The organism is Klebsiella grimontii, assembly GCF_042137965.1.
GTDB classification, from domain to species: Bacteria; Pseudomonadota; Gammaproteobacteria; order Enterobacterales; family Enterobacteriaceae; genus Klebsiella; species Klebsiella grimontii.
Genome location: NZ_CP169721.1, coordinates 782,841 through 803,880, shown reverse-complemented (window position 1 = coordinate 803,880; position 21,040 = coordinate 782,841). Strand labels below are relative to the sequence as shown.

Here is a 21,040-nt window from a genome sequence, read left to right as displayed (position 1 = left end):
CTACAGCAGCGCTTTCGCTTTCGCGACCACGTTGTCCACGGTGAAGCCAAACTCTTCAAACAGCAGCTCCGCCGGCGCAGACTCACCGAAGGTGGTCATGCCGACGATCGCGCCGTTCAGGCCCACATATTTGAACCAGTAGTCAGCGATACCCGCTTCGATAGCCACGCGCGCAGAGACGGCTTTCGGCAGCACGGCTTCACGGTAAGCGGCATCCTGCTTGTCGAACGCGTCGGTGGACGGCATGGAAACCACGCGCGCCTTCACGCCTTCGGCAGTCAGTTTTTCGTAAGCGGCGACCGCCAGCTCAACTTCAGAGCCGGTGGCGATGAAGATCAGTTCCGGCTGACCGGCACAATCCTTCAGCACGTAGCCGCCGCGGGCAACGTTCGCCAGCTGCTCTTCGGTACGCTCCTGCTGCGCCAGGTTCTGACGGGACAGAATCAGCGCGGTCGGGCCGTCCTGACGCTCTACGCCGTATTTCCACGCGATGGCGGATTCCACCTGGTCGCACGGGCGCCATGTGGACATGTTCGGGGTGACGCGCAGGGAAGCCACCTGCTCTACCGGCTGGTGAGTCGGGCCGTCTTCGCCCAGACCGATGGAGTCGTGGGTGTAGACCATCACCTGACGCTGTTTCATCAGCGCCGCCATACGTACCGCGTTACGCGCGTACTCGACGAACATCAGGAAGGTGGAGGTATACGGCAGGAAACCGCCGTGCAGGGCGATGCCGTTGGCAATCGCGGTCATACCGAATTCGCGCACGCCGTAGTGAATGTAGTTACCGGCAGTGTCTTCGTTGATCGCTTTAGAACCGGACCACAGGGTCAGGTTACTTGGCGCCAGGTCAGCGGAGCCGCCGAGGAATTCCGGCAGCAGCGGGCCGAAGGCTTCAATGGCGTTCTGGGACGCTTTACGGCTGGCGATTTTCGCCGGGTTAGCCTGCAGCTTAGCGATGAACTCGTTCGCTTTCGCGTCGAAGTCAGCCGGCATGTCGCCTTTCATACGACGAGTAAACTCAGCGGCTTCCTGCGGGAAGGCTTTGGCGTAGGCGGCAAATTTCTCGTTCCACGCAGACTCTTTCGCCTGGCCGGCTTCTTTGGCATCCCACTGGGCATAGATTTCAGACGGGATTTCAAACGCCGGATGTTTCCAGCCGAGCGCTTCGCGGGTCAGCGCGATTTCCGCGTCGCCCAGCGGCGCGCCGTGGGAGTCGTGGGTACCGGCTTTGTTCGGCGAACCGAAACCGATAATGGTTTTGCACATCAGCAGGGACGGTTTGTCGGTGACCGCACGCGCTTCTTCTACCGCGCGTTTAATCGAGTCAGCATCGTGACCGTCAACGCCGCGCACCACGTGCCAGCCGTAGGCTTCAAAGCGCTTCGCGGTGTCATCGGTGAACCAGCCTTCTACATGACCGTCGATGGAGATGCCGTTGTCGTCATAGAACGCAACAAGCTTGCCCAGCTTCAGGGTACCGGCCAGGGAGCATACCTCGTGGGAGATACCTTCCATCATGCAGCCGTCGCCCATGAACGCGTAGGTGAAGTGGTCAACAATGTCGTGGCCCGGACGGTTGAACTGCGCCGCCAGAGTTTTCTCCGCAATGGCCATACCGACCGCATTCGCAATACCCTGACCCAGCGGGCCGGTGGTGGTTTCCACGCCCGCGGTGTAGCCGACTTCCGGGTGACCCGGCGTTTTAGAGTGCAGTTGACGGAAGTTCTTCAGCTCTTCAATCGGCAGATCATAACCGGTGAGGTGCAGCAGGCTGTAAATCAGCATGGAGCCGTGACCGTTGGACAGCACGAAGCGGTCGCGGTCGGCCCAGGACGGGTTCTGCGGGTTATGATTCAGGAAATCACGCCACAGGACTTCGGCAATGTCAGCCATACCCATCGGGGCACCCGGGTGGCCGGATTTGGCTTTCTGTACTGCGTCCATGCTCAGCGCACGAATAGCGTTAGCAAGCTCTTTACGTGAGGACATTTTGACTCCAGATCGGATAATGAAGGCCATGCCCGCAACGACTTGACGACAGCGCGTTTTGGGCTACGCCGGAAAAAAGTGTGAACAATGTAACCTAAGCGGCAAAGCATGTACATGGAGCATCCTTTTGCCGTTTAAGAAATCTCTGGAACACGTTGTGCTACGGCGTAATCCTCTCGCCCGCATTCTCATATAGTATTTATAATTTGCACAGGATACGGCAGGCAGCCATCGCCGTTTTTTCGGATAAATAACCATAAGATTGTGGAAGATAAAAAATGAAATTTCGTTCAGCTATTCTTGCCCTTGGGATCGCAGCAACGCTAACCGGATGCCAGAACATGGATTCCAACGGCCTGCTTAGCTCCGGCGCGGAGGCCTTCCAGGCTTACTCGCTCAGCGACGAGCAGGTGAAAGCCTTAAGCGACAAAGCCTGTCAGGAGATGGATGCGAAGGCGACTATCGCGCCTGCCAGCAGTGAATACAGCAAACGTCTGAGTAAAATCGCCGCCGCGCTGGGGGACAACATCAACGGCCAGCCGGTGAACTATAAGGTATACCAGACCAAAGACGTTAACGCCTTCGCCATGGCTAACGGCTGCATCCGCGTTTACAGCGGGCTGATGGATTTGATGAATGATAATGAAGTTGAAGCGGTCATCGGCCACGAAATGGGTCACGTCGCGCTGGGCCACGTGAAGAAAGGGATGCAGGTAGCGCTGGGCACTAACGCGGTACGCGCGGCGGCGGCCTCCGCGGGTGGCATCGTCGGCAGTCTGTCGCAATCGCAGCTGGGCGATCTGGGCGAGAAGCTGGTGAACTCGCAGTTCTCCCAGCGTCAGGAATCGGAAGCGGACGACTACTCGTACGATCTGCTGCGCAAGCGCGGAATCAATCCGGCGGGTCTCGCCACCAGCTTCGAGAAACTGGCGAAGCTGGAAGCCGGACGCCAAAGCTCAATGTTTGACGATCACCCGGCATCGGAAGCACGCGCTCAGCATATCCGCGATCGCATGGCGGCGGACGGCATCAAATAATTCTCGCCCCGGTTTGTAACAAATCGGACGTTATGGGCGGGCTCCGGACAGCGCACCGCCACCGGAGCGTACACGTCGTACGTAAGGATAGCGAGCGCTGCCCGGCTGCAAAATGGCGAGTAAAATAGTCCGCTTACTCGCCTTTTTTCGCCGCCTGGATATACAGCATTTCCAGCGCCAGGGTCGCCGCCGCCAGGGCGGTGATTTCAGACTGGTCGTAGGCCGGAGCGACTTCCACCACGTCCATGCCGACGATGTTCAGATCCTTGAGGCCACGCACCAGCTTGATCGCCCGATCGGAGGTCAGCCCGCCGATCACCGGCGTACCGGTACCCGGGGCAAACGCCGGATCCAGACAGTCAATATCAAAGGTCAGATACACCGGCATATCGCCGACGATCTGTTTCACCTGAGCGATCACGTCGTCAACGCTGCGATCGTTGACCTGGCCCGCATCCAGCACCGTGAAGCCGTTGTCCTTATCAAACTCGGTACGGATACCGATCTGCACCGAATGATGCGGATCGATCAGGCCTTCGTTCGGCGCGGTGTAGAACATGGTGCCATGGTCAAATTCGCAGCCGTTAGCGTAGGTATCGGTGTGGGCATCGAAATGTACCAGCGCCATTTTGCCGAAGTGCTTAGCATGCGCGCGCAGCAGCGGTAGCGTCACAAAATGGTCGCCGCCGAAGGAGAGCATGCGTTTACCTGCCGCCAGCAGTTTTTCCGCGTGGGCCTGCAGCTTTTCACTCATTTCACGCGCGTCGCCGAAGGCATAAACCAGATCGCCGCAGTCCACGACGTTCAGGCGCTCGCGCATGTCAAAATTCCACGGGAAGCGGTTATGCTCCCACGCAAGGTTCGTCGACACCTGACGGATCGCCGCCGGGCCATGACGGCCGCCCGCGCGTCCGGAGGTCGCCATATCAAACGGTACGCCGGTGATGACCCAGTCCGCATCGCTGTCATACGGCATGAAATTCATCGGTAGACGCAGAAAACCAAATGCGTTGGATACCAGGGAGTTATCGTATTGATGACCTAAGGTGCTCATGGATATGACCTCTTTTACCGTCGTTGTATTGAAATACAAATATAAAAAAACCCCTCCGCGTCGTTAGGCCCGACGAGGAAGGGTTTTGAATGAGTTTACTGCTTAATTGGGCGAATTATCGCCGCAAATTTCTACGGGTTCAAGCAAGTTTGGCGAATGGCGCAATCGGCTTCGCCTTCCTCTTCCCTCTCCATTACGGAGAGGGCGTATATCACTCGTCTTCCAGATAAGTGTAGCCGTATAAACCCGCTTCGAACTCTTCAAGGAACTGCTGCTGCAGGGCGGCGTCCAGGTCCGTATTTTTCACCTGATCGCGGAATTGGGTCAACAGCGTGTTCGGATCGAGCTGCACGTACTGCAGCATGTCCGCAACGGTATCCCCTTCATCAGACAGCTCAACTTCCACGCTGCCGTCAGGGAAGACAAACACGTCTACGGCTTCCGTATCGCCGAACAGGTTGTGCATATTGCCGAGGATCTCCTGGTAGGCGCCCACCATAAAGAAGCCCAGCATAGGCGGATTCTCCGGATCGTATTCCGGCATCGGCATGGTGGTCGCAATACCGTCGCCATCCACATAGTGGTCAATCGCGCCATCGGAATCACAGGTGATATCCAGCAGCACCGCGCGGCGTTCCGGCACCATGTTCAGCCCTTCCAGCGGCATCACCGGGAACAGCTGATCGATACCCCATGCATCCGGCATCGACTGGAACAGGGAAAAGTTGACGTAAATCTTATCCGCCATGCGCTCCTGCAGCTCATCGATAATCGGACGATGCGCGCGGTTGCTGGGGTCGAGCTGTTTCTGCACTTCATGGCACATATTCAGATACAGCTGCTCGGCCCAGGCGCGCTCCTGAAGATTAAAGGTGCCGGAGGAGTAGCCGATGTGGATATCGTGCAGATCCATCTGGCTGTCGTGCAGCCATTCGCGCAGCGAGCGGCGGTTGCCGGTTTCCTGCATCTCCAGCCAGGTTTCCCACATGCTTTGCAGCGGACGCGCGGCGTCTTCCGCAGGCGGAGTCGCCTCGGTATATTCGTTACGCTCAACGCCGATAATGTTCGATACCAGCACGGTGTGGTGCGCCGTGACCGCACGACCGGATTCGGTGATCACCGTCGGATGCGGCAGACCGTTCTCTTCGCAGGCATCGCCAATCGCCCAGATGATGTTGTTGGCATATTCGTTCAGGCCGTAGTTCACCGAACAGTCGGACTGGGAGCGGGTGCCTTCATAATCAACGCCGAGACCACCGCCAACGTCGAAGCACTGAATATTCACGCCCAGCTTATGCAGCTCCACGTAGAAGCGCGACGATTCACGCACGCCGGTGGCGATATCGCGAATATTGGCCATCTGCGAGCCAAGGTGGAAGTGCAGCAGCTGCAGGCTGTCCAGATGCCCGGCTGAGCGCAGAATTTCAACCAGTTGCAGAACCTGGGTCGCCGCGAGACCGAATTTGGATTTTTCGCCGCCGGAGGACTGCCATTTGCCAGAGCCCTGCGAAGCCAGACGCGCACGCACGCCAAGACGCGGCACCACGTTCAGCCGCTCGGCTTCTTCGAGCACGATGGCGATTTCCGACATCTTCTCGATGACCAGATAGACCTTGTGGCCCATTTTTTCGCCCACCAGCGCCAGGCGGATATATTCACGGTCTTTATAACCGTTACAAACAATCACGCTGCGGGTCATACCGGCGTGCGCCAGTACCGCCATCAGCTCGGCCTTCGAGCCGGCTTCCAGACCCAGCGGTTCGCCGGAGTGGATCAGCGATTCAATCACGCGGCGATGCTGGTTAACCTTGATCGGATAAACCAGGAAGTAGTCGCCGTTATAGCCATAAGATTCGCGCGCCCGTTTAAAGGCGGCGTTAATCGAACGCAGGCGGTGCTGCAAAATCTGCGGGAAGCAGAACAGTGCAGGCAGGCGCTGCCCCTGAGCTTCACGCGCTTTCACCAGCTCGGCAAGGTCAACGCGCGCTTCCGGGACGTCAGGATCCGGGCAGACGCTAATATGGCCCAGTTCGTTAACGTCGTAGTAGTTATTACCCCACCAGGCAATATTGTAAGTACGTAGCATCTTGCTGGCTTCCTGGGAGCTCATCGCAACCTCCTGCATGGAACGTAGTACACCGTGATCGCCTGCTGACGAAGGCGAAGATAAAGACATGTCGTCAGACATAGCGAACCTCAAATTTTAGTAACAAGTGTAAAACAGTTGACTACTATCGCAATCCGAAGAAGCGATAACAACCCATAAACAGTCCGAAATCCCAGTAGATAGTGCTGGTCTTGCGGCTGAGCGACCGGTTTCTTATTCATATCATCGTAAAACACGTACCCGAACGGAGTATGACAGTCCGGAGAAACCACGAGAAAACCCTTGCTATCGCAAGAGCGCCCTTGTTCAGTGTTCCAGCAGCCTGCCGGCCCGGGAATCCTGAGAAGCGCCGAGATGGGTAGAACATCGGCTGGTTTGCATGAGAGAGATGCGGGTTGCGGGATAGTGACGCGCGACGGAACGACGCGACGAATCAGGCGAAAAACGTGGGTTCATTATCTGGTATCACCTCCACACTGCCCCGAGACGGGCCAGCGACAAGCCAAAGCTATACGTTCCAGACAGCCAGCGAAAACGCCGCCGCGGGACTCTGTCAATACAGACTGCTTAACCCGGCTGGAAGTGGCGTCACGAAGCAAATGCTCGTGCGCTGTTTTAATGAGCCGCGCGCGGCGTTTTATACCGAGAAGCGGGGTAAAAAGCAAAATAAAAATATGCGCGTTGCCGGGGATTGTCAGGAAAAATTGCCACCGCCCTTTTTCTATAAATGCGACGAATATCAAAAAAGGCTGGAAATGGGGTCAAGAACTGCCCTAAAATAGCCGTCCAGAAGTTAATCCATCTATACTGATTAACACTCAGACTGCTCGTGTCGCTACCTGCAAGCTTTGGTAGAGTCATCCGTCAAAGCCATTCTACACAACAGTATGAGCTACCCGAATCGTCCACAGGTGAAATAAAACATGGCAAAACACCTCTTTACGTCAGAGTCCGTATCAGAAGGGCATCCCGACAAAATTGCTGACCAAATCTCCGACGCCGTGCTGGATGCGATCCTCGAACAGGATCCGAAGGCGCGCGTAGCTTGTGAAACCTACGTCAAAACCGGCATGGTTCTGGTCGGTGGCGAGATCACCACCAGCGCATGGGTTGATATTGAAGAGATCACCCGCAACACGGTCCGTGAAATTGGCTACGTGCATTCCGACATGGGCTTTGACGCCAACTCCTGCGCGGTCCTGAGCGCTATCGGTAAACAGTCTCCGGACATCAACCAGGGCGTTGACCGCGCCGATCCGCTGGAACAGGGCGCGGGCGACCAGGGCCTGATGTTTGGCTATGCCACCAACGAAACCGACGTGCTGATGCCGGCGCCGATCACCTATGCCCACCGTCTGGTGCAGCGTCAGGCCGAAGTACGCAAAAACGGCACCCTGCCGTGGCTGCGCCCGGATGCGAAAAGCCAGGTCACCTTCCAGTACGACGACGGTAAAATCGTCGGGATTGACGCGGTAGTCCTGTCGACCCAGCACGCGGAAGATATCGACCAGAAATCGCTGCAGGAAGCAGTGATGGAAGAGATCATCAAACCGGTCTTGCCGACCGAGTGGCTGAACAGCGCCACAAAATTCTTTATCAACCCAACCGGCCGTTTTGTTATCGGCGGACCAATGGGCGACTGCGGCCTGACCGGGCGTAAAATCATCGTTGACACCTACGGCGGCATGGCTCGTCACGGCGGCGGCGCGTTCTCCGGTAAAGATCCATCTAAAGTGGACCGTTCCGCGGCCTACGCGGCGCGCTATGTAGCGAAAAATATCGTTGCCGCTGGCCTGGCCGATCGTTGTGAAATTCAGGTTTCCTACGCCATCGGCGTGGCAGAGCCGACTTCAATCATGGTTGAAACCTTCGGTACCGAAAAAGTGCCTTCTGAGCAGCTGACCCTGCTGGTGCGTGAGTTCTTTGACCTGCGTCCGTACGGCCTGATTCAGATGCTGGATCTGCTGCACCCGATCTACAAAGAGACGGCGGCATACGGTCACTTCGGTCGCGAACATTTCCCATGGGAAAAAACCGACAAGGCAGCCCAGCTGCGCGAAGCGTCCGGTCTGAAATAATCTCCGCACTCCCTCGATTTCAAGGCCAGCCCCGCGCTGGCCTTTTTACTTTAGCTCCCCTTCGCTGACGCCGAATCCTGCCTACGCCCGCTCAAAATGGAAGCGATTACATCATATACAGAGCAAATATTTCCCTTAAATACGTGCGAAATGTAATAACGCTTCACTTTGTTACACAATATTTCAGCAAAGTCTGATTAGCGCTTTTAATTTCTTAAGCTAAACTCAATTAATGCACTGATTTAAATACATTTATAGTAATTACGTTTCTTTACTCTAGTGTAACCGATTACACAGCCGTGATTACTATCACATTTTTTTACTACGTATTTACCTACCCTACGCATCGACAGGATCAATAACTCAACCGGAGGGCGTTATGCCTGACAACAAAAAACAAGGGCGTTCGAACAAGACGATGACGTTCTTTGTCTGCTTCCTCGCCGCACTGGCTGGCCTGCTGTTCGGCCTTGATATCGGTGTTATTGCGGGTGCCTTACCCTTTATTGCCAATGAGTTCCAGATAAGCGCCCACACTCAGGAATGGGTGGTCAGCTCTATGATGTTCGGCGCCGCCGTCGGCGCGGTGGGCAGCGGCTGGCTCTCCTTCAAACTCGGGCGTAAAAAAAGCCTGATGATTGGCGCCATCCTGTTCGTTGCCGGCTCGCTGTTCTCCGCCGCCGCGCCGAACGTAGAAGTGCTGCTGATCTCCCGCGTGCTGCTCGGCCTGGCCGTGGGCGTCGCCTCCTACACCGCCCCGCTGTATCTGTCTGAAATCGCACCGGAAAAAATCCGCGGCAGCATGATTTCGATGTACCAGCTGATGATTACCATTGGTATTCTCGGCGCCTATCTTTCCGATACGGCATTCAGCTACAGCGGCGCCTGGCGCTGGATGCTCGGGGTGATTATTATCCCGGCGGTGCTGCTGCTGATTGGCGTGGTTTTCCTGCCGGACAGCCCGCGCTGGTTTGCCGCCAAGCGCCGCTTTGTCGATGCTGAACGCGTTCTGCTGCGCCTGCGTGACACCAGCGCTGAAGCGAAACGCGAGCTGGATGAGATCCGCGAAAGCCTGAAGGTAAAACAGTCCGGCTGGTCGCTGTTTAAAGAAAACAGCAACTTCCGCCGCGCGGTATTCCTCGGCGTTCTGCTGCAGGTGATGCAACAGTTCACCGGTATGAACGTCATCATGTACTACGCGCCGAAGATTTTTGAACTGGCAGGCTATGCCAACACCACCGAACAGATGTGGGGCACCGTCATCGTCGGTCTGACCAACGTGCTGGCGACCTTTATCGCCATCGGGCTGGTCGACCGCTGGGGTCGCAAGCCGACGCTGATCCTCGGCTTTATCGTCATGGCGCTCGGCATGGGCATTCTGGGCAGCATGATGCATATCGGCATCCACTCCGCCACGGCGCAGTACTTTGCCGTCCTGATGCTGCTGATGTTTATCGTTGGCTTTGCCATGAGCGCCGGCCCGCTGATTTGGGTGCTGTGTTCCGAAATCCAGCCGCTGAAAGGGCGTGATTTCGGTATCACCTGTTCGACGGCCACCAACTGGATTGCCAACATGATCGTCGGCGCGACGTTCCTCACCATGCTGAACTCGCTGGGCAGCGCCAACACCTTCTGGGTCTATGGCGGCCTGAACATCCTGTTCATCTTCCTGACCCTGTGGCTGATCCCGGAAACCAAAAACGTTTCGCTGGAGCATATCGAACGTAACCTGATGAAAGGCCGCAAGCTGCGCGAAATCGGCGCGCGCGACTAGCCTGATACGCTTCCTCCCGCCCGGGAGGAAGCTTCTTCTTGCTCTCCTCACCCCGCCGCACTATCCTCTGGCGCTATGAAAACACCCCGAATTCCCATTGCCCTTCAACAGGCCGTTATGCGCAGCCTGCGGGAGAATCTGGCCAAAGCGAACCTCAAGCTGGGACGCCATTACCCTGAACCGGCGCTGGTTTATCAGCAGCGGGGAACCTCCGCCGGTACCGCCTGGCTGGAGAAAAACGAAATCCGCCTTAACCCGGTGCTGCTGCTGGAAAACCAGCAGGCGTTTATTGATGAAGTCGTGCCGCACGAGCTGGCCCACCTGCTGGTGTGGAAACACTTTGGCCGCGTCGCGCCGCACGGTAAAGAGTGGAAATGGATGATGGAAAGCGTGCTGGGCGTTCCGGCTCTGCGCACCCATCGTTTCGAACTCGATTCAGTCCGTAAAAATACCTTCCCCTACCGCTGCCAATGCCAGCAGCACCAGCTTACCGTCCGCCGCCACAATCGCGTGATGCGCGGGGAGGCCACCTATCGCTGCGTGCGCTGCGGAGATGTTCTGGTGGCGGAAAAGTAATCTCCGGAAATAATTGGAAATTTTCTGATCTGACTGATTGCGTCTGGCAATCACATTCGTTACGTTGCGGGCTCGTTTTGACACGGAGTTAACGATGTCCCGTATTCATACTTTTGCTGCCGCGTTTCTTAGCGCGGCGGTATGCGCCCCGCTTGCAGCGGAAGGAATCAACAGTTTTTCTCAGGCCAAGACCGCTGGGGTCAAGGTCAATGCCGACGCCCCTGGCGATTTCTACTGCGGCTGTAAAATCAACTGGCAGGGAAAAAAGGGGGTTATCGACCTGGAATCTTGTGGCTATAAAGTGCGTAAAAATGAAAATCGCGCCAGCCGGGTCGAGTGGGAGCATGTGGTTCCCGCATGGCAGTTTGGCCATCAGCGGCAGTGCTGGCAGGACGGCGGGCGCAAAAACTGCGCCAAAGATCCGGAATACCGCAAGATGGAAAGCGACATGCATAACCTGCAGCCGGCGGTCGGCGAGGTCAACGGCGACCGCGCCAACTTTATGTACAGCCAGTGGAACGGCGGCGAAGGCCAGTACGGCCAGTGCGCAATGAAGGTTGATTTTAAAGATAAAGTTGCCGAGCCGCCGGCGCGCGCGCGTGGCGCCATCGCCCGTACCTACTTCTATATGCGCGACCGCTACCAGCTCAATCTTTCCCGCCAGCAAACCCAGCTGTTTACCGCCTGGGATAAGATGTACCCGGTCACGACCTGGGAGTGCGAACGCGACGCGCGTATTGCCAAAGTTCAGGGCAACCATAATCCTTATGTCCTGCAGGCTTGCCAGGCGCAAAAGAGCTAACCTACACTAGCGGCAATTGTTAATTTGCAGCTTCACTCCTCCCCCTTGACTGGGGGAAGAGATATCTGCGCTAAGAACGGAACATCAAGCATGCGCATTCCTCGCATCCATCACCCGGAACGTATTACCACGGGTAGCCAGATAGCGCTTTCCGACGACGCGGCCAACCATGTCGGTCGCGTTTTACGGATGGGTAAAGGCCAGGCAATAGAGCTTTTTGACGGCAGCAATCAGATCTTCGAGGCGGTCATTGTCGAGGCCGGTAAGAAAAATGTTCTGGTTGAAGTACAGAGCAGCAAAGTTGATAACCGTGAATCCCCGCTGCATATCCATTTGGGCCAGGTGATGTCCCGCGGCGAAAAAATGGAATTCACCATCCAGAAATCGATCGAACTTGGTGTAAGCCTCATAACGCCACTGTTTTCCGAGCGTTGTGGCGTTAAACTGGACGCCGAACGTTTGCAGAAAAAGATCCAGCAGTGGCAGAAAATCGCCATTGCCGCCTGCGAGCAAAGCGGCCGCAACGTGGTGCCGGAGATCCGCCCGGCCATGCAGCTTGAAGCCTGGTGTGCGGAGCAGGACGAAGGTCTGAAGCTTAATTTGCACCCTCGCGCCAGCGCCAGCATTAACACGCTGCCCCTGCCGGTCGAACGCATCCGGCTGCTGATTGGCCCGGAAGGCGGCCTGTCGGCAGAAGAGATAGCGATGACCGCTCGCTACCAGTTTACTGATATCCTGTTGGGACCGCGCGTTCTGCGTACAGAGACAACTGCGCTCACTGCCATAACCGCCCTGCAGGTGCGTTTTGGCGACTTAGGTTGAAGCGTTAACGGAGAAGAACAATGATTAAGCTCGGCATCGTGATGGACCCCATCGCAACCATCAACATCAAGAAAGACACCAGCTTCGCCATGTTGCTGGAAGCGCAGCGTCGCGGCTATGAACTCCATTATATGGAGATGAACGATCTGTACTTAATCAACGGCGAAGCCCGCGCCCGTACGCGCAAGCTGAGCGTCGAGCAGAACTACGACAAATGGTACGCGTTCAACGGCGAGCAGGATCTGCCTCTCGCGGACCTTGACGTCATTCTGATGCGTAAAGATCCGCCATTCGATACCGAGTTTATCTACGCGACCTACATCCTCGAACGCGCCGAAGAACAAGGCACGCTTATCGTCAATAAGCCGCAGAGCTTGCGCGACTGTAACGAAAAGCTGTTTACCGCCTGGTTCTCCGAGCTGACCCCGGAAACGCTGGTCACCCGTAATAAGGCGCAGCTGAAAGCCTTCTGGGAAAAACACGGCGATATCATCCTCAAACCGCTGGACGGTATGGGCGGCACCTCCATTTTCCGCGTTAAAGAGGGTGACCCTAACCTCGGCGTCATCACCGAGACGCTGACCGAGCTGGGCAACCGCTACTGCATGGCGCAGAACTATCTACCCGCCATTAAAGATGGCGATAAGCGCGTGCTGGTGGTTGACGGCGAGCCGGTTTCTTACTGCCTGGCCCGTATCCCGCAGGGCGGCGAAACCCGCGGTAACCTTGCGGCCGGCGGTCGTGGCGAAGCGCGCCCGCTGACCGAAAGCGACTGGGCCATCGCCCGCCGCGTTGGCCCCACGCTGAAGGCCAAAGGCTTAATCTTCGTCGGCCTGGATATCATCGGCGATCGCCTGACGGAAATTAACGTCACCAGCCCCACCTGCGTTCGTGAAATCGAAGCCGCCTTCCCGATTTCCATTACCGGGATGCTGATGGACGCCATTGAGCAGCGCCTCAATAAATAAAGCGCTTATTCCGGCTGCAGGCCTGCGCCTGTAGCCTGGAGCCAGCGCAGACGATTCGCTATCAGGTTCAGGCAGGCAATGCGCCTTGAGCCTGAAAGATAAAGTGAATCGACACTCCCTTGCTTTACCCGCATACTGGGTGCTGCTTTTTTGAACCAGGAACAGAACCTCTGACAATGAATTTACAGCATCACTTTCTAATTGCCATGCCTGCTCTCCAGGACCCGATGTTCCGTCGCTCCGTAGTCTATATCTGCGAGTATAACGATGACGGTGCCATGGGCATCATCATCAATAAGCCGATGGAAAATCTGCAGGTTGAAGGGATCCTGGAGAAATTAAAAATCACGCCTGAACCGCGCAATCCCGAGATCCGCTTGGATAAACCGGTGATGGTTGGCGGTCCGCTGGCCGAGGATCGGGGTTTTATACTGCATTCGCCGCCCTCCGATTTTTCCTCCAGCATCCGTATTTCCGATAACACGGTGATTACCACCTCCCGCGACGTGCTCGAAACGCTGGGTACGGATAAACAGCCAGAGAACGTACTGGTTGCGCTGGGCTATGCTTCCTGGGAGAAAGGCCAGCTGGAGCAAGAGATACTGGATAACGCCTGGCTCACCGCGCCGGCCGATCGGAATATTTTGTTCAGCACGCCGATAGCCGACCGCTGGCGCGAGGCTGCGAAGCTGATTGGCATTGATATCGTGACCATGCCAGCCGATGCGGGGCACGCGTAATGAGCGAAACGTTTTTAGGCTTTGATTTTGGTACCAAAAGCATTGGCGTCGCCGTAGGGCAGCGCATCACCGGCACCGCCCGCCCTCTCCCCGCGTTGAAAGCGCAGGACGGTAAGCCTGACTGGAACGTTATTGAGAAACTGCTGAAAGAGTGGCAGCCTGAAGCCGTGATTGTCGGCCTGCCGCTGAATATGGACGGCACGGAACAGCCCCTGACCGCCCGTGCGCGCAACTTCGCGAATAAAATTCATGGCCGCTTCGGTGTGCAGATAACCCTGCATGATGAACGTCTGAGCACGGTTGAAGCCAGAGCTGGGCTATTCGAACAGGGTGGATTCCGGGCGCTCAATAAAGGCAGCGTGGATTCCGCTTCCGCCGTTATTATTCTGGAAAGTTACTTCGAGCAGGGTTACTGAAGCTGAATGATGGCGCCCCATACCAGCGGCAGGCGCCATCATCCTGATTTCATGTTTAGTGGCGCAGATGTTCATTCGCCCAGCTGACCGCCTGAGTGCGGTTCTTCACGCTAAGCTTACGGAACACGTTGTACAGATGGGTACGCACCGTGTTTTCACTGATAAACAGCGCGCGGGCAATATCCAGATTGGTCGCCCCGCAGCGCAGTTCATTGAGGATTTCACATTCACGCTCGGTCAGCGGTGAATTTTCCGCAGGCGCCGATACATGATCCGCCGCATACATCGCCGGGTGCATCACGCTCAATTCAGCCGTCTGTTCGCCGTTCAGCACAGCCTTAACGCCCTCAATTAAGCGCGATTCATCATCGTCATGACGGAAAACACCATACAGCGCTGGCCACTGCGCCATTTCGTAGAGCTCATACTTTTGTGCGCTATTGATAATCAATAAACGGGGGTTATCTGCCTGCATGCGAATAATATCGCGCCATACGCTATTCAACTTTTTATTTGAAACCGCAATATCAAATAATATTACAGAATCTTTCAAAAGGCGTTGCGCGAGGGGTTTGTTAATATTTTGCAGAATGACCGATGCGGATAACCTTTCGGCCAGCCAGGTCGCAAATGCTTTGCTTTGAATGGAGGGGTGAGTAATAAAAGTAACCTGGTGAGAAAAAGCCGAATTCTCAGATAAATTAATCACTTAAAACTCTCCTTAGTTGATTTCCGCCTTCATAGCGGTTAAATGAATTAACAAGAATACGATCGCCTGTGTATTTATAAAAACAAATCATTTTTACACATTGAAACAATATTCCATAGGAATCTTCCTATCCCTGCAAACAGCATAAATCGAATGCCTTAAGAGAGTCAAAAGATTATCAAACTTTTTTCCTGGTTATGAGAGGTTTATGTCAATTCGTTTTTCATGGAATAGATTACTCGGCTTAATCTTAGGTGTTTATTTGTAATATCAAATAAAGGTACCAAACATTAATAAAACATTATTATAACAAGCTATTGGTAGGATCTCTGAATATAAAAAGCGCAGCTATAAAAGCCCGGCGGCCGTACGTTGCTGAAAGCTTTGCGTAAATGTTTGCATGCCCGATTGCTGCCCGGTTTGCATCACGCCGGGCAACTGATGCGTTTTCCCCTCTCGGATCAAATTAGCCACCGCCGGGGTGTTAACCAAAAGCTCGTATAACGCAACTCTGCCGCCAGCAGCATCTGGAAACAGTTTTTGTGCCAGCACCGCGCATAAGCTCCCCGCCAGCTGGCTGCGAACCTGCTCTTTCTCCTGCGCCGGGAAGACGTCCACCAGCCTCTCAACCGCCTGCGCCGCGCCGCGCGTATGCAGCGTCGCCATCACCAGATGTCCGGTCTCCGCCGCGGTTAATGCCAGGCGGATCGTTTCGCTGTCACGCAGCTCCCCTAACAGAATGACATCCGGGTCCTGACGCAGCGCGGCGCGTAGGGCAGCGGCAAATGAGGGGCAGTGGCGGCCGATTTCCCGCTGCTGAATCAGACAGCGCTCGCTGCGGTGAATAAACTCAACCGGATCTTCCAGCGTCAGGATATGGCCGCTGAGGCGCTGGTTAAGATAGCCCACCATCGCCGCCAGGGTGGTTGATTTTCCGCTACCGGTAGCCCCCGTGACCAGGATAAGCCCGCTCTCTTCATTGAGCAGCTCCGTTAAGGCGGCCGGCGCGCCGAGATCCGCCAGCTGAGGGCAGGTTTCCGCCAGCAGACGCAGCGCCAGCGACAGACCGCGATTGTGCGCAAATGCGCTGGCGCGCAGGCGCGGCCCGTCCGCCGGAGTCAGCGCGAAATCGACCTGCCCGCAGGCCTGCCACTGCGCGAGCTGCTCGGCGTTGAGCCAATCAGTGAGTATCTTGCCAATATCGGGAGAGGTAAACGGCGCGGGCTCCAGCTTGCCCTGGCGACGCCAGCGCGGCGCTGAAGCATTGCACAGGTGTAGATCGGAGACGTTATGCTTTACACTAAGGGCCACTATTTCTTCCAGTTCCATAACTCATCCTCGGTATATGAACGATATTGCGCATAACCTGGCACAGGTCCGGGACAAAATCTCAGCCGCTGCCGCACGCTGCGGCCGTGCTCCAGAAGAAGTTACGTTGCTTGCAGTCAGTAAAACGAAACCTGCGAGCGCTATCGAAGAAGCGATGGCCGCCGGCCAGCTCGCGTTTGGCGAAAACTATGTTCAGGAAGGCGTGGATAAAATCCGCTACTTTCAGGAAACGGGCGCCACCGGGCTACAGTGGCACTTTATTGGTCCGCTGCAGTCCAATAAAAGCCGTCTGGTGGCCGAACATTTTGACTGGTGCCATACCGTCGATCGTCTCAAAATCGCCGTCCGCCTGAGCGAACAGCGCCCGGCTCAACTGCCGCCGCTCAACGTGCTGATTCAAATCAACATTAGCGATGAGCAGAGCAAGTCGGGTATTCCGCCTGAAGAGCTGGACGCGCTGGCGGCAGAAATCGCTAAACTCCCTAATCTGCAGCTACGCGGTTTAATGGCCATTCCCGCGCCAGAGTCAGAATATGTAAGGCAGTTTGCCGTCGCCCAACAAATGGCGGTAGCATTTGCGCGGCTAAAAACGCACTACCCTACCGTCGATACGCTGTCGCTGGGAATGTCGGATGATATGGAAGCCGCCATCGCAGCGGGAAGCACTATGGTGCGCATCGGAACCGCAATTTTCGGCGCGCGCGACTACAGCAAAAAACAAGGAATCTGAGGAACGCCATGAAGACGTTGACTTTCCTGCTCTCAACGGTCATTGAGCTTTACACAATGGTCGTGTTATTACGCGTCTGGATGCAGTGGGCGCGCTGCGACTTTTATAACCCGTTTTCGCAGTTCGTAGTCAAGGCTACGCAGCCTGTCGTTGGGCCGCTGCGCCGCATTATTCCGGCGATGGGGCCTCTCGATAGCGCTTCCCTGCTGGTCGCCTTTATTCTCTGCGTCGTGAAAGCTATCGTGCTGTTTATGGTCGTGACCTTCCAGCCGATTATCTGGATTTCCGCGCTGCTGATCCTCATTAAAACCGTCGGCTCGCTGATCTTCTGGGTTCTTCTGTTAATGGCGATTATGAGCTGGGTAAGCCAGGGCCGCAGTCCGGTGGAATTTGTTCTGATGCAGCTGGCCGATCCGCTGCTGCGCCCGATCCGCAGATTGCTGCCATCGATGGGCGGCATTGATTTCTCGCCGATGGTGCTGGTTCTGCTGCTGTACGTGATCAACATGGGTATCGCCGAACTGTTGCAGGCTACCGGCAACGTTCTGCTTCCGGGGCTGTGGATGGCGCTATGAGTGCCGTCGAAGCCTGCGCTGACGGGTTGGTCTTACGGCTGTATATTCAGCCCAAGGCCAGCCGCGACAGCATCGTTGGTTTACATGGCGACGAGCTCAAAGTCGCCATTACCGCGCCACCCGTTGACGGCCAGGCCAACGCCCATCTGGTAAAATTCCTCGCCAAACAGTTTCACGTAGCGAAAAGCCAGGTGCTTATTGAGAAAGGCGAACTGGGTCGCCACAAACAGATAAAAATCATTCATCCGCAGCAGATCCCGGACGGGGTCGCCGCGCTGACGGAATAAACAGGATCTCTTATGCAAAAAGTTGTTCTCGCTACCGGCAACCCCGGAAAAGTGCGCGAGCTGGCCTCGCTGCTGGCATATTTTGGCCTTGATATCGTTGCGCAAACCGAGCTGGGCGTGGATTCCGCAGAGGAAACCGGCCTGACGTTTATCGAAAACGCCATTCTGAAGGCGCGCCATGCCGCGCAGCTGACCGGGCTCCCGGCCATCGCCGATGACTCAGGTCTGGCCGTCGATGCGTTAGGCGGCGCGCCGGGCATCTACTCCGCCCGTTATTCCGGTGAAGGTGCGACCGACCAGCGGAATCTGGAAAAGCTGCTCGACGCGCTTCGCGACGTGCCGAACGATAAGCGTCAGGCGCAATTCCACTGCGTGCTGGTCTATCTGCGCCATGCGGAAGATCCGACGCCGCTGGTTTGTCACGGCAGCTGGCCGGGCATCATCGCTCGCGAAGCCGCAGGCAGCGGCGGCTTTGGTTACGATCCGATTTTCTTTGTTCCGACGGAAGGTAAAACCGCAGCGGAGCTAAGCCGTGAAGAAAAGAGCGCCATTTCCCACCGCGGACGCGCGCTTAAACTGTTACTGGAAGCCTTACGTAATGGCTAATTTGCCGCCCCTGAGCCTCTATATTCACATCCCGTGGTGCGTGCAGAAATGCCCGTACTGCGATTTCAATTCGCATGCGTTGAAAGGCGAGGTGCCGCATGACGACTACGTTCAGCATCTGCTGAACGATCTGCGAGCCGACGCTCACTATGCGCAGGGACGTGAAATCGGGACTATTTTCATTGGCGGCGGTACGCCGAGCCTGCTCTCCGGCCCGGCGATGCAAACCCTGCTCGACGGCGTGCGCGAGTCTCTTCCGCTGGCGTCCAACGCGGAAATCACCATGGAAGCCAACCCCGGCACCGTGGAAGCGGATCGCTTTGTCGAGTACCAGCGCGCGGGCATTAATCGTATCTCCATCGGCGTACAGAGCTTTAGCGAACAGAAGCTGCAGCGGCTCGGGCGCATCCATGGGCCACAGGAAGCCAAACGCGCGGCAAACCTGGCAAGCGGCCTGGGGCTACGCAGTTTTAACCTCGATTTAATGCATGGCCTGCCGGACCAGTCTCTGGAAGAGGCGCTGGACGACCTGCGCCAGGCGATTGCGCTCAATCCGCCGCATCTCTCCTGGTATCAGCTGACCATTGAGCCAAACACCCTGTTTGGTTCGCGGCCGCCGACCCTGCCCGATGACGACGCGCTGTGGGACATTTATGAACAGGGGCATAGCCTGCTCAGCGCGGCGGGCTATCAGCAATATGAAACCTCCGCCTACGCTAAGCCGGGCTATCAGTGCCAGCATAACCTGAACTACTGGCGCTTTGGCGACTACCTCGGGATTGGCTGCGGCGCGCACGGCAAAGTGACGTTCCCGGACGGGCGCATACTGCGGACGGCGAAAACCCGGCATCCACGCGGTTACATGGAAGGCCGCTATCTGGAGCGCCAGCATGATGTGGAAGATGCGGATAAACCGTTTGAGTTCTTTATGAACCGTTTCCGCCTGCTGGAAGCCGCCCCGCGCGATGAATTCAGCCGCTACACCGGCCTTGATGAGCGTACGATCCGTCCGCAAATCGATGCCGCCATCGCCGAAGGCTACCTGACGGAAGATGAGCGCTACTGGCAAATTACCGAGCACGGTAAGCTATTTTTGAATTCCCTTCTCGAACTCTTTCTCAGCGAATAACGCCCTCTCCGCCTATCCCGTTATAAAAATAACGGGATAATTAATTGCTCGACATTCTCGAAATATCAATAGCGCTATTTCCGAACTATTTCAATTCAACATTCATAATAAAAATATGTTCACATTAGTTTATTGAAAATAAATATAACCAACCGCACAAAAATACCTATTTGATCGATTCATTGAGAAAAAGTGTGAGTCAGACGGCTTAAAGATGTCAGACAACAAGGATAATATGTCATACAGAAACAAAGAATGACTCTTAAGATATTGACCAATTACCCCAAGTGCATGGAGCCGACTCATGAAAAAACTCTCTTTTTCTCGTTCTCTGGTGTGTGTATCTTTACTTGCCCTGCTCTCTTCAGGCGCCAGCGCGGCTGAAAAAGTCACGTTAAAACTGGCACATAACCTTGAACGCAGCCATGTTGTTCATCAGGCCTTTGAGGAGATGTCCAAAGAGGTTAACCAACTTTCCAACGGGGCTATGAAGATCCGTATTTATCCCAGTAGCCAAATGGGCAGCGCGCGAGAAACGCTGGAGTTATTACAAAATGGCGCGCTGGATATGACCAAAGGTTCCGCCAGCGATCTGGAGTCATTCGATAACGTCTACGCGATATATAATTTACCGTTCCTTTTTAAGGACCAGAATCACTTCAATAAAGTCGTTTTCGGTGAAGTAGGCAAGGAAATAATGGAGTCCACGAAAGATAAAGGCTTCTTTGCGCTTTCCGCTTATGTTGCCGGAACCCGCAGCTTTTACGCCAAAAAGCCCATCACTAAACCGGAAGATTTAAAAGGATTGAAGATCCGCGTCCAGGCCAGCCCGACAACCTTAAAAATGGTCGAATTAATGGGCGGTTCGCCAACGCCCATTTCCTTTGGAGAAGTTTATACCGCCATGCAGCAGGGCGTGGTGGACGGCGCGGAAAATAACGTGCCTTCCTGGGTGCAAACGCGCCATATCGAAATCGCTAAAGTGTTCTCTGAAGATGAACATGCCTCCATCCCGGATTTCCTCGTTATCTCCAGTAAAACCTGGGACAAACTGACGCCGGATCAGCAGCAAATCCTGATCAAGGCGGCGAAAGCTTCCGAAGTTTATCAGCAAAAACTGTGGGACAAGATCGACGCCGACACCCGCGCGCAGGCCAAAGCCATGGGCGGCGAAATCGTCAAAGTGGATAAAGCGCCGTTCCGCGCCGCCGTGCAGCCGCTGTTTGATGACTTCAAAAAAGATCCGAAGCAGGCTGCCCTGCTGGCCAAATTTGAAGCCGCTGCTGAATAACACTTAGCGGGCCAGCCG

General features: G+C 55.6%; 22 protein-coding genes. 16 read left to right on the top strand and 6 right to left on the bottom strand.

The window, feature by feature from the left end; all coding sequences use genetic code 11:
- A complete protein-coding gene (gene tkt / locus ACE3MN_RS03885) occupies positions 1-1,992 on the bottom strand; it encodes a transketolase (RefSeq protein ID WP_024358643.1) in 1,992 nt (663 codons plus the stop codon).
- 278 nt (positions 1,993-2,270) lie between these two features.
- On the opposite strand from tkt, the gene ACE3MN_RS03880 reads away from it, so the two are divergent.
- Positions 2,271-3,029 carry a M48 family metallopeptidase gene (locus tag ACE3MN_RS03880; RefSeq protein WP_102650109.1) on the top strand — a complete coding sequence of 253 codons (759 nt, stop codon included), beginning with the start codon at positions 2,271-2,273 and terminating at the stop codon, positions 3,027-3,029.
- 133 nt (positions 3,030-3,162) lie between these two features.
- Here the strand turns inward: ACE3MN_RS03880 and speB are convergent, their stop codons facing one another.
- The 3 genes from speB to yqgB form a co-directional block, all read right to left on the bottom strand.
- Positions 3,163-4,083: an agmatinase gene (gene speB, locus ACE3MN_RS03875; RefSeq protein WP_004105690.1), complete on the bottom strand. Its 921-nt coding sequence runs from the start codon at positions 4,081-4,083 to the stop codon at positions 3,163-3,165.
- A 211-nt stretch (positions 4,084-4,294) separates the two neighbouring features.
- Positions 4,295-6,271: a biosynthetic arginine decarboxylase gene (gene speA / locus ACE3MN_RS03870; protein ID WP_024358645.1), complete on the bottom strand. Its 1,977-nt coding sequence runs from the start codon at positions 6,269-6,271 to the stop codon at positions 4,295-4,297.
- A gap of 8 nt (positions 6,272-6,279) precedes the next feature.
- The gene (yqgB, locus tag ACE3MN_RS03865) at positions 6,280-6,411 is read right to left on the bottom strand and encodes an acid stress response protein YqgB (protein WP_075210876.1); all 132 of its coding nucleotides are present in this window, start codon (positions 6,409-6,411) and stop codon (positions 6,280-6,282) included.
- A gap of 225 nt (positions 6,412-6,636) precedes the next feature.
- Between yqgB and ACE3MN_RS03860 the strand changes: the two genes are divergently transcribed.
- From ACE3MN_RS03860 to ruvX, 9 genes are all read left to right on the top strand, one after another.
- Complete coding sequence (locus tag ACE3MN_RS03860; protein WP_138110033.1) at positions 6,637-6,972, top strand: hypothetical protein; 336 nt, start codon at positions 6,637-6,639, stop codon at positions 6,970-6,972.
- Between the two features lie 141 nt (positions 6,973-7,113).
- On the top strand, positions 7,114-8,268 hold the full coding sequence (gene metK, locus ACE3MN_RS03855) for a methionine adenosyltransferase (RefSeq protein ID WP_004125136.1): 1,155 nt from the start codon (positions 7,114-7,116) through the stop codon (positions 8,266-8,268).
- Positions 8,269-8,647: 379 nt separating this feature from the next.
- Positions 8,648-10,042: a sugar porter family MFS transporter gene (locus ACE3MN_RS03850; RefSeq protein ID WP_004125138.1), complete on the top strand. Its 1,395-nt coding sequence runs from the start codon at positions 8,648-8,650 to the stop codon at positions 10,040-10,042.
- A gap of 75 nt (positions 10,043-10,117) precedes the next feature.
- Positions 10,118-10,618, top strand: a complete 501-nt coding sequence (locus tag ACE3MN_RS03845) for a SprT family zinc-dependent metalloprotease (protein ID WP_004135858.1) — start codon at positions 10,118-10,120, stop codon at positions 10,616-10,618.
- A 94-nt stretch (positions 10,619-10,712) separates the two neighbouring features.
- Complete coding sequence (gene endA, locus ACE3MN_RS03840; protein ID WP_024358646.1) at positions 10,713-11,420, top strand: deoxyribonuclease I; 708 nt, start codon at positions 10,713-10,715, stop codon at positions 11,418-11,420.
- A gap of 90 nt (positions 11,421-11,510) precedes the next feature.
- Positions 11,511-12,242, top strand: coding sequence for a 16S rRNA (uracil(1498)-N(3))-methyltransferase (gene rsmE / locus ACE3MN_RS03835; protein WP_024358647.1), 732 nt, complete (start codon positions 11,511-11,513; stop codon positions 12,240-12,242).
- A gap of 20 nt (positions 12,243-12,262) precedes the next feature.
- Positions 12,263-13,210 carry a glutathione synthase gene (gene gshB / locus ACE3MN_RS03830; protein ID WP_024358648.1) on the top strand — a complete coding sequence of 316 codons (948 nt, stop codon included), beginning with the start codon at positions 12,263-12,265 and terminating at the stop codon, positions 13,208-13,210.
- A 176-nt stretch (positions 13,211-13,386) separates the two neighbouring features.
- Positions 13,387-13,950 carry a YqgE/AlgH family protein gene (locus ACE3MN_RS03825; protein ID WP_004135851.1) on the top strand — a complete coding sequence of 188 codons (564 nt, stop codon included), beginning with the start codon at positions 13,387-13,389 and terminating at the stop codon, positions 13,948-13,950.
- Positions 13,950-14,366 (top strand): Holliday junction resolvase RuvX, encoded by a 417-nt coding sequence (gene ruvX, locus ACE3MN_RS03820; RefSeq protein ID WP_024358650.1) that lies wholly within the window; start codon positions 13,950-13,952, stop codon positions 14,364-14,366. The genes ACE3MN_RS03825 and ruvX overlap by 1 nt, the downstream gene beginning before the upstream one ends.
- Before the next feature lie 55 nt (positions 14,367-14,421).
- Here ruvX and ACE3MN_RS03815 read toward each other — a convergent pair whose 3' ends face one another.
- Both ACE3MN_RS03815 and ACE3MN_RS03810 read right to left on the bottom strand, forming a co-directional pair.
- Positions 14,422-15,075 (bottom strand): LuxR C-terminal-related transcriptional regulator, encoded by a 654-nt coding sequence (locus tag ACE3MN_RS03815; protein WP_004135847.1) that lies wholly within the window; start codon positions 15,073-15,075, stop codon positions 14,422-14,424.
- A 348-nt stretch (positions 15,076-15,423) separates the two neighbouring features.
- A complete protein-coding gene (locus ACE3MN_RS03810) occupies positions 15,424-16,404 on the bottom strand; it encodes a type IV pilus twitching motility protein PilT (protein ID WP_004135845.1) in 981 nt (326 codons plus the stop codon).
- Between the two features lie 16 nt (positions 16,405-16,420).
- On the opposite strand from ACE3MN_RS03810, the gene ACE3MN_RS03805 reads away from it, so the two are divergent.
- The 6 genes from ACE3MN_RS03805 (at position 16,421) to ACE3MN_RS03780 (ending at position 21,022) form a co-directional block, all read left to right on the top strand.
- Positions 16,421-17,134, top strand: a complete 714-nt coding sequence (locus ACE3MN_RS03805; RefSeq protein WP_004125172.1) for a YggS family pyridoxal phosphate-dependent enzyme — start codon at positions 16,421-16,423, stop codon at positions 17,132-17,134.
- Between the two features lie 8 nt (positions 17,135-17,142).
- The gene (locus tag ACE3MN_RS03800; protein WP_004135843.1) at positions 17,143-17,709 is read left to right on the top strand and encodes a YggT family protein; all 567 of its coding nucleotides are present in this window, start codon (positions 17,143-17,145) and stop codon (positions 17,707-17,709) included.
- Complete coding sequence (gene yggU, locus ACE3MN_RS03795; protein WP_102650108.1) at positions 17,706-17,996, top strand: DUF167 family protein YggU; 291 nt, start codon at positions 17,706-17,708, stop codon at positions 17,994-17,996. The genes ACE3MN_RS03800 and yggU overlap by 4 nt, the downstream gene beginning before the upstream one ends.
- A 12-nt stretch (positions 17,997-18,008) precedes the next feature.
- Positions 18,009-18,602, top strand: coding sequence for an XTP/dITP diphosphatase (locus ACE3MN_RS03790; RefSeq protein ID WP_102650107.1), 594 nt, complete (start codon positions 18,009-18,011; stop codon positions 18,600-18,602).
- Complete coding sequence (gene hemW, locus ACE3MN_RS03785) at positions 18,595-19,731, top strand: radical SAM family heme chaperone HemW (RefSeq protein WP_004135839.1); 1,137 nt, start codon at positions 18,595-18,597, stop codon at positions 19,729-19,731. Before ACE3MN_RS03790 ends, hemW begins: the two co-directional genes overlap by 8 nt.
- Positions 19,732-20,035: 304 nt before the next feature.
- Complete coding sequence (locus tag ACE3MN_RS03780) at positions 20,036-21,022, top strand: TRAP transporter substrate-binding protein (RefSeq protein ID WP_049099832.1); 987 nt, start codon at positions 20,036-20,038, stop codon at positions 21,020-21,022.
- The last annotated feature ends 18 nt before the right edge of the window (positions 21,023-21,040 follow it).